The sequence below is a fragment of the Verrucomicrobiota bacterium genome, assembly GCA_016200005.1.
Classification (GTDB): domain Bacteria; phylum Verrucomicrobiota; class Verrucomicrobiia; order Limisphaerales; family PALSA-1396; genus PALSA-1396.
The window spans coordinates 197,818-212,749 of the sequence record JACQFP010000006.1; the positions used below are offsets into that span (position 1 = coordinate 197,818).

Annotated in this window: 10 protein-coding genes; 6 read left to right on the top strand and 4 right to left on the bottom strand. The window is 55.9% G+C overall.

Going from position 1 to position 14,932, the window contains the following annotated elements; genetic code table 11:
• The first annotated feature begins 233 nt into the window (after positions 1 to 233).
• The 6 genes from HY298_02265 to HY298_02290 all read left to right on the top strand — a co-directional run bounded on the left by HY298_02265 (position 234) and on the right by HY298_02290 (position 10,344).
• Positions 234 to 1,394, top strand: coding sequence for a glycosyltransferase family 4 protein (locus tag HY298_02265; protein MBI3849105.1), 1,161 nt, complete (start codon positions 234 to 236; stop codon positions 1,392 to 1,394).
• Positions 1,391 to 3,400, top strand: a complete 2,010-nt coding sequence (gene glgB, locus HY298_02270; GenBank protein MBI3849106.1) for a 1,4-alpha-glucan branching protein GlgB — start codon at positions 1,391 to 1,393, stop codon at positions 3,398 to 3,400. The genes HY298_02265 and glgB overlap by 4 nt, the downstream gene beginning before the upstream one ends.
• Before the next feature lie 30 nt (positions 3,401 to 3,430).
• Positions 3,431 to 6,916 (top strand): hypothetical protein, encoded by a 3,486-nt coding sequence (locus HY298_02275; protein MBI3849107.1) that lies wholly within the window; start codon positions 3,431 to 3,433, stop codon positions 6,914 to 6,916.
• Positions 6,909 to 7,766, top strand: coding sequence for a TIM barrel protein (locus tag HY298_02280; protein MBI3849108.1), 858 nt, complete (start codon positions 6,909 to 6,911; stop codon positions 7,764 to 7,766). The genes HY298_02275 and HY298_02280 overlap by 8 nt, the downstream gene beginning before the upstream one ends.
• Positions 7,763 to 8,947 (top strand): glycoside hydrolase family 57, encoded by a 1,185-nt coding sequence (locus tag HY298_02285; protein ID MBI3849109.1) that lies wholly within the window; start codon positions 7,763 to 7,765, stop codon positions 8,945 to 8,947. Before HY298_02280 ends, HY298_02285 begins: the two co-directional genes overlap by 4 nt.
• Positions 8,948 to 9,162: 215 nt before the next feature.
• Entirely contained in the window at positions 9,163 to 10,344 is a 1,182-nt protein-coding gene (locus HY298_02290; protein MBI3849110.1) for a type II toxin-antitoxin system HipA family toxin, read from the top strand.
• A 414-nt stretch (positions 10,345 to 10,758) separates the two neighbouring features.
• Here HY298_02290 and HY298_02295 read toward each other — a convergent pair whose 3' ends face one another.
• From HY298_02295 to HY298_02310, 4 genes are all read right to left on the bottom strand, one after another.
• Positions 10,759 to 11,934, bottom strand: a complete 1,176-nt coding sequence (locus tag HY298_02295) for an aminotransferase class I/II-fold pyridoxal phosphate-dependent enzyme (protein ID MBI3849111.1) — start codon at positions 11,932 to 11,934, stop codon at positions 10,759 to 10,761.
• Entirely contained in the window at positions 11,909 to 12,388 is a 480-nt protein-coding gene (locus tag HY298_02300) for an Lrp/AsnC family transcriptional regulator (GenBank protein ID MBI3849112.1), read from the bottom strand. Before HY298_02300 ends, HY298_02295 begins: the two co-directional genes overlap by 26 nt.
• Positions 12,389 to 12,851: 463 nt before the next feature.
• Complete coding sequence (locus HY298_02305) at positions 12,852 to 13,058, bottom strand: hypothetical protein (protein MBI3849113.1); 207 nt, start codon at positions 13,056 to 13,058, stop codon at positions 12,852 to 12,854.
• A 7-nt stretch (positions 13,059 to 13,065) separates the two neighbouring features.
• The gene (locus tag HY298_02310) at positions 13,066 to 14,886 is read right to left on the bottom strand and encodes a glutamine--tRNA ligase/YqeY domain fusion protein (protein ID MBI3849114.1); all 1,821 of its coding nucleotides are present in this window, start codon (positions 14,884 to 14,886) and stop codon (positions 13,066 to 13,068) included.
• Between the last annotated feature and the right edge of the window lie 46 nt (positions 14,887 to 14,932).

Genomic DNA, 14,932 nt, shown 5'->3' on the forward strand with positions numbered 1-14,932 from the left:
GAATCATCGCCGGTCAGCAATGAATTTCCCGACTCTCGTCAGCCAATTGCTTGTTGTGTAACACAATATATGGTCAATATTTACCAAAGAAGGTGCAGCGCAAGTTTTCGTTCCAGGGAATTGTGGTTATATTGACGCAAGCTTACAGAGGGCAGGACCTTTTGTTCGCGAAGCCGTCGCGGTGATGATTTTCAATTGAAAACCCAACGCGGGTTGGTTGAGGAGACAGAACAATGCGCATAGCGATGTTCTCATGGGAAACGCTTCACTCGAAGGCGGTGGGAGGAATTGCGGCTCACGTGACGGAATTGGCGGCGGCGCTTCAGCGCCGCGGACATGAGTTGCACGTTTTCACTCCACCCAACTGCGGCAATGGGAGCGCGCGGCAGATTGAAGGCGTTTGGTATCATTACTGTCCGTTCAATTCGAGCGCTGTTTTCGTGGACCAAGTCCAGGAGATGTGCCGTTCGTTTGTCTGGCATTTCCTTCAGACCGAAGACTTCAGCGGGCATTTCGATGTCGTTCACAGTCATGACTGGCTCGCTTCTAACGCGATGGTCTGGATCAAGCAAGGACGGCCCGATCATCGTGCCGTGCTCACGATTCATTCGACTGAATATGGACGTTCCGGCAATGCGTTTTGGAATGGGACATCGGAGCGCATTCGCGATCACGAGCGCCACGGCACCTACTGCGCTGACCGCGTGATTGCTGTTAGCAACACACTCAAGGGTGAATTGATGTGGATCTACAATCTGCCGGATTGGAAGTGCTGGGCAATCTACAACGGCGTGCCCGTCCACAAATTCGACGGTTTCATTGACCCGGCAACGGTCAAACGCAAATATGGCATCGCGCCGCTTGATCCGACCGTTTTGTTCAGCGGCCGCCTGTGCCTTCAAAAAGCGCCGGATCTGCTGCTCGAAGCGGTTCCCGGCCTCCTCCGTTATTATCCGGACGCAAAATTTGTATTCGCCGGTGACGGTCACATGCGCCGGGAGTTGGAATGTCGAGCAGGGCAACTTGGCGTGTCCCATGCCACACGTTTTCTTGGCTATCACAACGGCTGGGAATTGATCGACCTTTACAAAGCCTGCGATGCAGTGTGTTTGCCGAGTCGCAACGAGCCTTTTGGAATCACTGCGCTGGAAGGCTGGGCCGCCGGAAAGCCGGTGGTTGCTTCGCAGAACGGAGGGCCGAATGAGTTCATCTGGCACAACGTTACGGGACTGAAGGTTTGCCCCCAGGTAGATTCGGTCGGCTGGGGTATCGGCACGTTGTTCACCAATTTCGAATGGGCGCGCTGGATGGGAGCCAATGGGCGCCGCGCCGCTGAAACCGCTTTCACGTGGGACATCATCGCGGAAAAAACGGAGCAGTGTTATCGCTTATGAACCAAACTCCAGTTCAACCTTCCGAGACGATTCGTGTCTTCGACATTGAAGACGAGCTTCCTCGACCAGTACCCAGCCATCGGCCAATTACAACCAAGGCGACTTTCGTTCACGAGCAAGACATCAGTTCATTTCTGCAAGGCACTAATGTTCGCGCATACGAAAAACTTGGAGCCCACCTGTTGACGGTGAATGGGATTGGGGGCACTCACTTCGCAGTGTGGGCCCCCAATGCCGAGCGAGTCCAAGTCATGGGCGACTTTAATGGCTGGGATAAAATCACACATGCGTTGCATCCGCTCGGGCAATCCGGCATCTGGGTGGGTTTCGCTGCGGGGATAGGCCAGGGAACGCATTACAAGTATCACGTGGTTTCGCGTTTCAATGGGCATGCGATTGACAAGGCTGACCCGTTTGCTTTCTGGAGTGAAGCGCCCCCCGAAACCGCGTCGGTGGTATGGGACCTGGACTATAATTGGGGTGATCACGCCTGGATGGCAGAACGACGCGGGCGAAATTCACCAGACGCTGCCGTTGCAATTTACGAAGTCCATTTGGGTTCGTGGATGCGTGTGTCGGAAGAAGGGAATCGCTGGATGAGCTATCGGGAACTCGCGCCGAAGCTGGCGGAATACATCCAACTCATGGGCTTCACACACGTGGAACTGTTGCCGGTTACCGAGCATCCGTTTTACGGGTCGTGGGGCTACCAAACGACCGGGTACTTCGCGCCGACGAGCCGCTACGGAACGCCGCAAGATTTCATGTTCTTTGTGGACTATCTCCATCATCGCGACATCGGGGTAATCCTTGACTGGGTTCCTTCCCATTTCCCGACCGATGGTCACTCACTGGCTTACTTTGACGGGACGCACCTCTTTGAACACGTCGATCCGCGAAAGGGCTTTCATCCGGACTGGAACAGCGCGATTTTCAATTATGGGCGCAACGAAGTCCGCAGTTTTCTGATCAGCAGCGCGTTGTTTTGGCTGGATACGTATCACGTGGACGGATTGCGGTTGGATGGAGTGGCATCCATGCTCTACCTGGACTACTCGCGCAAGGCAGGAGAATGGATTCCAAATCAATTTGGTGGCCGTGAGAACCTGGAAGCCATTGACTTCTTACGGCAGCTTAACCTGGCGGTCACGCAAAATCATCCTGAAGTCATCACGATCGCCGAAGAGTCCACGGCGTGGCCAATGGTTTCGCGCGCCGTTGCCGATGGAGGACTAGGCTTCCACATGAAATGGGACATGGGTTGGATGCATGACACGCTGCGCTATTTTAAGCGGAATCCCATTCATCGAAGTTATCACCACGGTGAACTGGCGTTCCGAATGGTTTATGCCTTCAGCGAAAATTACATCCTTCCGCTTTCGCATGATGAAGTTGTCCATGGCAAAGGATCATTGTTCGGGATGATGAGTGGCGATGAATGGCAAAAGTATGCAAACCTGCGGTTGCTTTTCGGCTACATGTACGGTCAACCGGGAAAAAAACTCTTGTTCATGGGCGCTGAACTGGCCCAATGGCCGGAGTGGAGCCATGAGTCCAGTGTGGAATGGAGCGTGTCAGCGGATCGTTATCATGGCGGTGCACAGAAGTGGTTGAGTGATCTGAACCGTTTATACGTCGCTGAACCAGCGCTGCACGAACTTGATTTTCATCCGAAAGGTTTTCAGTGGATTGACTACAATGACACAAAGAACACAACGCTCAGTTTCGTTCGTCGAGCGCGTTCGAACGACGACATCGTGCTGGTCGTCTTGAATTTCACGCCGGTTGTCATCAAGAATTATCGCGTCGGCGTGCCGCGCGGCGGGTTTTGGAAAGAGTTGTTGAACAGCGACTCTCAATTCTACGGTGGCGGCGCACATGGAAACGCGGGCGGCGTTCAGACCGAACCTGTCAAACAGCATCGGCAAGCGTGCTCAGTCCGTTTGATCTTGCCCCCCTTGAGCGCCTTGTTTCTTGTCAATCGTGAAGCTCGAACACCCGGATAACGGACTGACGAAACTGGAGCAATGTTTTTTATGACCACTGTGACCGAGACGATTCAGACACAAAGCGGCGTCACGCTGGTGGTGGACAAACGTCTGGGGGAACATGATCTAGAGATTCTCCTGCGATTGGAACCCGCGAAGAAGTGCATTTTGCATTGGGGACTGCGCGCTCCCGATAAGGCGGTGTGGGAAATTCCTCCGGACTGGCTTTGGCCAGAAGGTACAATTCCCCAGGGAAAAACTGCAGTGCAAACTCCATTCCGTCGCAATGGCGAAAACCAAATTGTCATCCGCCTGCAAAATCCGCCGGCCTTTTCATCAATCGTTTTCGCGCTCTTCTTCCCAGAGCCCCGTCGTTGGGACAACAACCACGGCCAGAATTATCGGATTGAAATTGCCCGTGAAGAGCGATCGCACAGTGCGCTACAACGCGATTTCCAACAGGAAATCTACAACCGCAACGTTTTGTTCGAACAAACGTTCAATGTCCAATCCGAAGGCCAACTGGCCGCAGCGGTCATAGGCGAGCCTGAATGCTACTCGATTGTGTTGTTCTGCGACGTTCCGGGGCCGCTGGTCTTCCACTGGGGCTTTGCTCGTTACTCATCTTATGATTGGTTTGTGCCGCCAGCCTCGCTTCGTCCGCCCGGGACTGTGCTTTGGCAGAACACTCCTCAGACGCCATTCGCGTTTGGTGACGATGGTCTGAGCCGCCTGCATCTTGAGTTCCCGATTGCGGAAGCTCCATTGGGCATCCAATTCGTTCTCAAGCAGGTTGCGACCAATCGATGGTTGAAAGAACGCGGTGGAAATTTTTACCTCCCGGTAACTACAACAGCGCCAAAACAAACGGGACTGGAAACTGCCGAACTTCATCCCTTGGTGGACGAAATTGTCCAGGCTGAAATGGGCCGAGGGTCGTGGACGCTCATGCACCGGTTCAATCTTTGTCATGATTTGTTGGATCGCGTTGGCAACAATCCAGATGGCCTCGCCCTCTTGTTTGTCTGGCTGCGTTTTTCAGCGACCCGCCAGTTGACTTGGCAACGCAACTACAACACGAAACCCCGCGAACTGAGTCATGCGCAAGAGCGGCTGACGCAAAAGCTGGCAGACATGTACACGCAAGTTACCACAAGTCGTCCGCTCGTGCGCCTGATCCTCGCGACCGTAGGCCGCGGCGGCGAAGGCCAGCGTATCCGTGACGAAATTCTGAACATCATGCACCGCCATCACATCAAGGAGGTCTCAGGGCATTTCACGGAAGAGTGGCATCAGAAACTGCACAACAATACCACGCCAGACGACATTGTGATTTGTGAGGCATATCTGGAATTTCTTCGCAGCAGCGGAAACCTGGAGCGCTTTTACCAACGCTTGCAGGAGGGAGGCGTCACGAAAGCGCGACTGGAAAGTTTCGAGCGTCCGATTACGACCCCGCCGGATTTTGTTCCCCACTTGAAGGAAGCCTTGATCCACGACTTTGAAAATTTTCTAAAAGTTCTCAAGTCAGTGCACGCGGGAGCGGATCTGGAAACAGCCATTCATTCGGCCCAGTATCAATTGGACGCGGACACGCAGAGCATGCTGTCGGATTTGTGGGCTCGTGGTGATGATCCGCATCTACCGTTGATGAAACAGGCGGATCAAATCACGGAGATTCGTTGCCGCCTCCAACTGCATCTTTCGACGCAAAGCGCCCGCGAAATACTTTATCTGGATTTGGCGCTGGAACAATTTCTGCGCGGTCTCGTCGAGCGAAACATCCACCAGCACCTCTCCAATGACCAACTCGTGGATTTGATCCAGCAGGTCGTTGAAAATCTTTTGCTGTCACAACCTGAAGCCGAGTTGGATTTTTGTCTGCGCCACTGGAAGCGGTTGAGCGGCCTTCCGCGTTTTGGTCAGGACTGGTCACTTCACGCGAAAGCTGTGCTGGATCGAATCGGCCGTGTTTTGAGCAGTCTGATTGACCGCACCTACCAATTGCTTCAGCCGAAAGCGGAATTGCTCGGAAACGCCTTTCACGCGGAGGCCTGGACCATCACACTTTTCAGCGAGGAAGTGGTGCGTGGCGCGAGCTTGGGATTCACGCTGTCACTTCTGCTGCATCATCTTGATCCTCGATTGCGGCAGGCTGCCCAACTAGGCGATTGGCAGATCATCAGCCCGGGTGGCGGCCAGGGCATGGTGGAAATCGTGGATGCCCTGCGGTCTGTTCAAGGAAAGAGTTTTGATGGGCCGCGCGTGATTGTTGCCGACCATGTGATGGGTGATGAAGAAATTCCCGAAAGCGTCTCTGCTGTCATTGCGCCTGACGTGACCGACATCGTCTCGCACGTCGCAGTTCGCGCGCGGAATGCGCATCTGCTGTTTGCCACTTGTTACGATGCGGCAACCCTCGCCCGCCTCAAAGCGTTAAGAGGTCATCACATTCAAGTCAAGGTGACTCCGGCAGGAGATGTTGTGTTCGAGAAGATCGCGGGTGAGGCATTGGCGAGGCCTGCGGTGGCTCGAGCCACACGACAAGCAGCGATCAAGCCGCAGCTCAAGCGATTTGTCGTCACGAGCAAAGAGTTCGACGAGACGATAGTTGGCGCAAAATCTGTCAATCTCAAACGCCTCCGCGAAAAAGTGCCGGATTGGATTCGCGTGCCCGATTCGATGGCGTTGCCGTTTGGGGTGTTTGAAGAAATGCTGCGCCGGAAAGAAAACGCGACCTTGGCCGGAAATTTTCATCGGCTCGTCAAGCAACTCGATCGCGAGGCAAGTCGGACCAGCACACTGGAGGAGATCCGCGCGGTCATCTCAACACTCAACGCGCCGGCAGAGTGCGCTGCGACGCTCCGGCTCGCGTTGCAAAAGGCGCACTGGCCTTCACCACTGAGTTGGGAAGATGCCTGGCAACGCATCAAACGAGTGTGGGCATCGAAGTGGAATGAGCGGGCCTATCTCAGCCGAAGAACAAGAGGTATTGCTCACGAGGATCTCTTTATGGCGGTCTTGATTCAACCGGTGGTCGAAGCGGAATACGCGTTCGTGATTCATACGGCCAATCCATTCACTGGGAAGTGGGATGAACTATTTGCTGAAGTGGTTTTGGGTCTCGGCGAAACGCTCGTCGGCAATTATTCCGGCAGAGCGTTGAGCTTCACTTTCGATAAGCAGAGCAACCGGCAATGCTTGCTCTCATATCCGGGCAAAAGCGTTGGCCTCTACGGAAGCGGCCTGATATTTCGGTCGGATTCCAGCGCGGAGGACTTGGCCGATTACGCCGCCGCCGGTCTGTACGACAGTGTTCTTCTACAACCGCCTCGCGAAGTTGCTTTGGACTATTCGCGAGAGCCGCTCATTTGGGACGAATCTTTCAGGCGCAGTCTTGTTGCTGATATCGCAAGAATCGGTGTCGAAGTCGAAACGGCCTTCGGCGTTCCGCAGGATATCGAAGGAGCATACGCAAAAGGACAATTCTGGGTCGTGCAAACGCGCCCGCAGGTTGGGCTTGATCATGCGTAAGGCCACGCGTATACGGATTGGGAATCAGACTGCGTTTTCCGCAACCAGCGCTGTTGCACCGTTCGAGTATGCTGCCAAGCATGGCTTTGACGCGTTCGAATGGTTTCCAGATAAAAAATCCGGGGGCGCGGGTTGGGACGAAAACGACCTCGATGCCGAAGGTCGGAGCAAGATTCGTGGGACGGCTGTTGCTTGCGACATTCGTCTTTCCGTCCACGCTCGTTGGCAAGCCAACCCGCTGCAGCCGGAAGGCACGCCAATCCTACTTAAAGACGTCGAACTCGCGGAGGACCTTGGCGCTTCACTGCTGAACATTCATCTCTACACCGAAGCCGGGTTGGATGTCTATGTAGACGCGGTTGAGCCTCTAGTTAAAGTCGTTGTTGGAGCCGGCCTCCAGCTTTCAATTGAAAATACACCTCTCACTTCGCCGGAACATTTTAATGAATTATTCGCGCGATTGCGCACCCGCCATTCCATTTCCATGAAACACGTCGGTATGTGCCTCGATCTGGGCCACGCCAATCTGTGTGCTCACACGCGAAACGACTATCTAAAATATCTTGCCCAATTGGACCGCCAAGTGCCGATCATTCATCTTCACGTTCACGAAAACTGGGGCGATTATGACAGCCATTTGCCGCTCTTCACCGGTCCTGCTGAAAGAAACATGGTCGGGGTGCGCGAATTCGTGGCCCAAATGCACGCGCGCAACTTTTCTGGCTCGATCATTCTCGAACAGTGGCCGCACCCCCCCTCGCTCCTGAACCAGGCTCGTGACGGCCTGAAGCAATTATTTGCCGAGACAATGAGAAGGACGCCGATCCGAAAAAGAAATAATGTCGTATGAGCACCGTGTTTCATGCGCTGATTTTGAACCTGCACCAGCCGTCCGGAAATCTGGAGGACTTGCTGAAGAACCAAGAATGGGAAGCTCGCCAAATACTCTGTGCAATCGACCGTATTCCGCGTTCGCTTTGGGGATACGAGGATGTGGGACGTGTTCATCTTTCAGTTTCCGGCACTCTATTGGAAACGCTGGCGAACCCGGATTTTCAACGGCGCGTTTACGGCATCGTGAAATGCGGCGACTTGCTCTGGCATCTGCAAAATCAGAAAATCATCCAGGTTCTCGGCACGGCTTATTACCACCCGGTATTGCCTCTCATTCCGCGAGCCGATTGGGAAGAACAACTCGTCCGTTGGCTGGGCATCGGGCGTCATCTCTTCTGGCGGCCGCGAATCTCCGGTTTCTGGCCACCGGAAATGGGCTTTTGCATGGAACTCATTCCGCTGCTCAAAAGGCTCGGCTACCGGTACGTGATCGTTGACAGCGAGCACGTCGAACCGATCGCGCCAATGCGCTGGGATGAAATTCGCTACCAGCCTCACATCGCGCGGCACGCTGGCGAGGAAATCGTTGTTGTGGTCAGAGACCGCGAGTTGTCGGACGCACAGCAATCGGGAATGGACCACGGGTGGTTCATGTCCGAAGCGCATGAACGTACAAAGTACTGCAACTTCCCGCCGCTGGTAACGACATGCAGCGACGGTGACAACGGCGGGTGGTTTCGCAATAGTTGTGCAAAAGGAAATTTCTGGGGCGTGTTCTACCAACCATTGCTCGATTGGGTGCGGCGGGGCGAAACGGAAATTCGGCCTTCCTTCATTGACGATTACTTGAATAATTACGGCGCTCATGGATTGGTCCACGTGCGCACGGGCGCGTGGAACACCGGTTGGCATAGCGGCAAAGGCTTCCTCCAATGGACAGGTTCGCAGGCGCAAAAGGATGCGCTCAATCGTGTCGCACAGACGAGCGAAATGCTGCACGCAACGCAGCGCAGGTTCGCCCAACGTGGCGTGAATCACCCAGATATGTCTCGCGTTCTGGAGGAAGCACACTGGCGGCTGCTGCGCGCCGAAACAAGCTGCAATTTTTTCTGGGGTGAAGCCTGGGTGCATCGTTGCCGCAGCGAACTCGACGAGAGCTTGGCAAGGCTCGGTCGAGTCGCATATCTCTTGGTTTAGGAAGTGGCAGCATGGTTCGATTCGTGGTTGGAAGGCGCTTCGGTAACGGATAGGCCATCGTTAATGCGCGATTATTTTTATTGGGCTATGCACTTGATTCCCCTTCCTGCAGAGCCGGACAACCTAAAGATTGAACTCCAACGGAAACGGCCCGCGCGCGGCGTTGGAGTTCACACTCTAGCGTGTCCGATGGGCCAAGGGGAATCAAGTAGTACATAGCCCCATATTTTTATTCAGCTTTGGGATGCCCTCGATGCACGTCGGGAAGGTGCTCGGATGGCCTGCCGGGTCTGCTGGCTGATTCGCTGCCGGACCGATTCGGCAACGCCCTGATTGACGCCTGGCTCTCAACACAGGGCAGGACGCCACAAAGTTTCAATGCGGTTGAACGGCTTTGCTACACTGGGGCACGCGGCATGGGAGCGTTGGAGTTCGCGCCGGCTTTGGGACCGAAGCCGCAAACCTCGAAGAAGATCGAAATTGATGCCCTGGTCAAGCTGGCGTCTGAGATATTGAGCCAGCGCAAGAATCTGAAAACCAGCTTTGCGAGCGAGCGCAGGAAGAACGCTTTGAACGACATTCTGCGCGTCGGCACCTCCGCCGGCGGCGCACGGGCGAAGGCGGTCATTCCTTGGAATCCGGAGACTCACGAAGTTCGCTCCGGGCAGGTCGCGGCGGGAAAGGGTTTCGGCTACTGGTTGCTGAAATTCGATGGCGTCACCGGGAACAAAGACAAGGAACTCGAAGATCCCAAAGGGTATGGCGCAATCGAATACGCCTATTCGCTCATGGCGAAGGCGGCGGGCCTGACCCTGGGCGAGTGCCGCCTGCTCGAAGAAAACGGCCGGCGGCATTTCATGAGCCGGCGCTTTGACCGGCTCGAAGGCGGCGAGAAGCTGCACATGCAGTCGCTCTGCGCCTTGGCGCATTTCGACTTCAACCACGCGGGCGCATACTCCTACGAGCAGGCGTTGCTGACCATCCGCCAACTAAACCTGCCGATGGAAGCAGTGGAAGAGCAGTTTCGGCGAATGACCTTCAACATCATCGCGCGCAACCAGGACGATCACGTCAAGAACATCGCTTTCCTGATGGACAAGGCCGGACGCTGGTCGCTCGCCCCCGCGTTCGATGTGACCTACAGCCACAATCCGACCGGCAGTTGGATCGCCACACATCAAATGACGATGAACGGCAAGCGCGACGGATTCACGCTGGCCGACTTTCGCGCATGTGCCAAAAGTGCGTTGATGAAACGCGGTCGGGCAGAGGCCATCGTGGAGGAAGTTCGCGCCGTCGTCGCGACATGGCCGGACTACGCCGAGCAGGCGCAGGTGGCTAACGAGTGGCGCAAGCAATTCCAGCGAAACCATCGTTTGGAATTCCCACGCACATGACGATCAAGATAAGCTTCAATCAATCCACGGCCGCGAACACGAGCGCGGGTAATCAGAGGAGTCGGGTTATGTCACGCGGAACCGTCCATCGGGTTCGTCGCTCTCAATTCCCAAGCCACTTCTTGGCCACTTTTTCGGTTCTGACTGGTTGTAGTGAGTTGCAGCGAGTTCATGATGGTTTGTCGCAAACAATTGAAAACAACCAAGAACCACAACTCACTGCAACTTGACGCAACTGCTCAAAACTCCATTTTCTAAACTCATAATCGCTTGGTCACAGGTTCAAATCCTGTTGGGCCCACCAATGCAAAAGCCGCCTGGCACGCCGCAAGTTCGAAGATTGCTTCGCGGCCAAGGGAGCGTGATCGCGGCACAGCAAATATCACCGAACAGGAGTCCGGCGCGTTGTCCGCATCACAGCTTGCTCACAAACCGGCGCAGGCGATTCAGGGCTTCCTTGAGGTTGTCCATGCTGGTCGCGTAGGCGCAACGAACAAACCCTTCGCCGCACGCGCCGAAAGCCGGGCCGGGCACCACCGCCACCTTTTCCTCGCGCAACAAAGCCAGGGCGAATTCCTTCGCGGGCAGGCCGAACTTGGCCACGTTCGGAAAAGCGTAAAAGGCGCCGAGCGGAAGCGGACATTGGATGCCCATGTCCGCGAACGCCGACGCAATGAAATTTCGGCGACGACGGTATTCGTCAACCATCTTGCCTACGTCCGCGTCCGGCCGGGCCAGGGCTTCGATGGCGGCCTTCTGGCCCATCGACGAGGCGCACAACATTGTGTACTGGTGAATCTTCATCATCGCTTCGATGAGCTCGGCTGGACCGCAGGCGTAACCGAGGCGGAAGCCGGTCATGGCCCATGCCTTGGAAAATCCATGCAGAAAAATCGTGCGGTCCCGCATGCCGGGCAGGCTCACGAGACTTGTGTGCGGCGAATCGTAAGTCAGCTCGGCGTAGATTTCATCGGTAACGACGATGAGATCGCGCTCACGGACGAAGGCGGCAATCCCTTCCAAATCCTCCTGGCTCATGATTGCGCCGGTGGGATTGTTTGGAAAATTCAACATCAACACCTTTGTCTTCGGTGTGGATTTCGCTTCGAGCATCGCGCGCGTGAGGCGAAAACCGTTCTCGGCTTTCGTCTCGACGGCCAGCGGTTTGCCACTCGCAAAAAGAATCGTCGCGCGATACGACACATAACACGGCTCGTGGTAGAGGACCTCGTCGCCCGGATTGATCAGCGCGCGCAACGCCAGGTCCAGCGCCTCGCTCACTCCAACCGTGACGAGGATTTCGCTCTCCGGATTGTATTCCGCGCCGAACTTCTTGCCCACGTATTTGGAAAGCGCCCTGCGCAGTTCGAGATACCCGAGGTTGCTCGTGTAATGCGTGGCGCCGCGTTCGAGCGCGAACACGGTGGATTCCCGCACGTGCCACGGCGTGTCGAAATCAGGCTCGCCAATGCCGAGGCTGATCACCTCCTTCATCGTCGAGACGATGTCGAAGAAATCGCGGATGCCGGAGCGCGGAATGTCGCGCACCGTCGCGTTGATCCGGTCACGGAGAGACGGAGAGGCGTTCATCCGAGGAATCCTGTTGCATCAACACGCCGAAGCGTTTGTAGGTTTTGAGCATGAAATGGGTTGACGTGGAAATTACGCCGTCCAATGGCGACAGCCGCTCGCTGACGAACGCGGCCACCTCGCGCAGGTTGTGCCCTTCCACAAACAGCAGCAAGTCATAGGCGCCGCTCATCAGATAGGCCGAGCGCACTTCGGGAAACCGGCTGATGCGATCGGCGATGGAGTTGAAGCCCCCTTCGCGCTGGGGCGTCACCTTGACCTCGATGACAGCCGTGACGGTGTCAAGCTCCAGTTGATCCTCGTTCAGGATGGCCTGATAACCGCGGATGACGCCGCGCTGCTCGTAATCCACAATCCGCTGGTTCACTTCCGCGAGCGGGAGGTTCAGCATCCGCGCGATGTTTTCGCGCGATTCGAGCGCGTTCTTCTGCAACAGTTCCAATAGTTCGTCCATAATCACCTCAGCACAGGTTGGGTGTTAACGTACCGACTGCCTGCCGGTTCGTCGAGCAGGAACACTCACATTCCGCTGGAGCATGATTGGACAGTCTCAACTCCGCTGGAAACCAACGACGGTAGTAAGTTCGGGATTCCTCAGTCCCGGCGAACAGCGTCAGGCAATCGCGCCGAAACCTCGGCGTGGTTTCATGTCGGCTGGGGCCTGACTTCTCCACTCCATAAACGCTTCAGTTCTTTGATCAGAACCAATTCCTGCGCCCATTGCATCCGGTGTTGCCGATCCAGCGCGTCGGCTTGCACGATAGCAGCCAAGCTGGACGGCGGCATCTGCCTGACGAAATCCAGATCGTGCCTGGTGCGCGGGATGCCCCAATAAGTTGCTGGCCATTAAACGAGTGAAGTAACAGGTCACGCCGACGTGGTTGAGCCGCCGGAGACAATCAGTCAGTAATTTGCGTTCACTCAGGCGACGCGGGCCAGTTTGAGATCGTAGTGGAACAGCCGCTCCACTTCGGCGGCGTCCGCTTCGGGATTTGTTGGCGAATTCCTTCGCGGACGATGTCGCACGACAACTCGTGCAAATCAAGGGCGATGCCCTGCCGTGGTTCGCTGGTCACGCGGCGATAGTGGGCAATCTGCTTTTCCAGAGCGGCTTCAGAATTCATGGCCAAACTAACCTTTCCGCGCTTCCTTTGCCCATGTGTCTTTCAACGTGATCGTCCGATTGAACACCAGCTTGCCGGGCGCGCTTTCCTTATCGAGCGTGAAGTAGGCGAGGCGCTCGAATTGATAGCGCAGTTCGGGCTTCGCGTCTTCCAGGCTCGGCTCGCATTTGGCGGTGATGACTTCGAGGCTCTTCGGGTTTAGGACGGACTTGAAATCGCGTCCGTCCTGGTCCGGTTCGGCTTCGGTAAAGAGGCGGTCGTAGAGCCGAACCTCGGCATCAAACGCGTGGGAGGCGCAGACCCAGTGGATCGTACCTTTCACTTTGCGGCCGGCCGTCGGGCCGCCGGTTTTGCTGTCGAGGTCGGCGGTGCAGCGCAGTTGGGTGATAGTGCCGCTGGCGTCCTTCACCACTTCGTCGCACTTGATGATGTAGGCGTATTTCAATCGCACTTCGCCGCCGGGTTTGAGCCGGAAGAATTTCGGCGGCGGCGTTTCCATGAAATCGTCGCGCTCAATGTAGAGTTCGCGGCTGAACGGAATCTTGCGTTTCCCTGCGCCTTCGTCTTCGGGATTGTTGACGGCGTCGAGTTCCTCGGTTTTACCTTCGGGATAATTTGTGAGGACGACTTTGATTGGCCGCAGCACGGCAAGGCGGCGCAGGGCACGTTGGTTGAGGTCGTCGCGGATGGCGTGCTCGAACAAGGCGATATCGGTCTGGCTGATGTATTTGGTGACGCCGACCCCGATGGCAAAAGTGCGCAACGCTTCGGCGGTGACCCCACGCCGTCGGATGCCGCTGATCGTCGGCAGACGCGGGTCGTCCCAACCGGCAACAACCTTGTCATTGACCAGCGCTATGAGCTTGCGCTTGGAGACGATCATGTAAGTCGGAATCAATTTCGCAAACTCGTATTGGCGAGGCAGGGGACGCGGCAGATCGAGGTTCTCCAGAATCCAATCGTAGAGCGGGCGATGCACTTCAAACTCCAACGTGCAAATGCTGTGCGTGATACCTTCGATGTAATCGCTCAGGCAATGCGCGAAGTCATACATCGGATAGATGCACCATTTGCCCCCAGTGTGATGGTGCTCCGCGTGGCGGATGCGATACAGCAGAGGATCGCGCAGCCAGATGTTCGGCGACGCCATGTCAATCTTGGAGCGAAGCGTGCGCGCGCCGTCGGGGAACTCGCCGATTTTCATCCGCGTGAACAAATCCAGATTTTCTTCGACGCTACGATTGCGCCAAGGGGAATCCTTTCCGGGACGATCGGGCGCGCCGCGATAAGCGTCGGTGTCTTCAGGCGAAAGGTCGCAGACGTAAGCCTTGCCCTTCTTGATGAGTTGGACGGCGTATTCGTAAAGCTGGTCGAAATAATCGGAGGCGTAGAAGGGTTCGTGATGCGTGATGCGTGATGCGTGATCCGTGGATGCGGGCAAGCAGAAATCAGGTTTGCCATCGGAGGTGATTGTTTCTGGCGTCTTGCCTTTCGGTTTCAGACCGAGGCAATGATCCGCCCAACCCTTGATGAGCCAATTCACATCTTCAAAAATCGAATCTACATATTCCACCTCCTCCTTCGTGGGGTTCGTGTCGTCGTAGCGGAGATTGCAGATGCCGCCGAACTCGCGCGCGATGCCGAAATTCAGGCAGATGGATTTGGCGTGGCCAATATGCAGGTAGCCGTTTGGTTCGGGCGGAAAGCGGGTGTGGATGCGCGGATACTTTTTTTCCGTGACGTGTTGCGCGACGACGTCACGGATGAAATCGGACGGGGCAATCGCCATCGCTTTTGCGTCTGGACTTTCGGTGCTCGGATTGTTCATTTGTCGGCGCGGAGGCTAACCAATCGCAGCGGCGTTGAACAGTAAA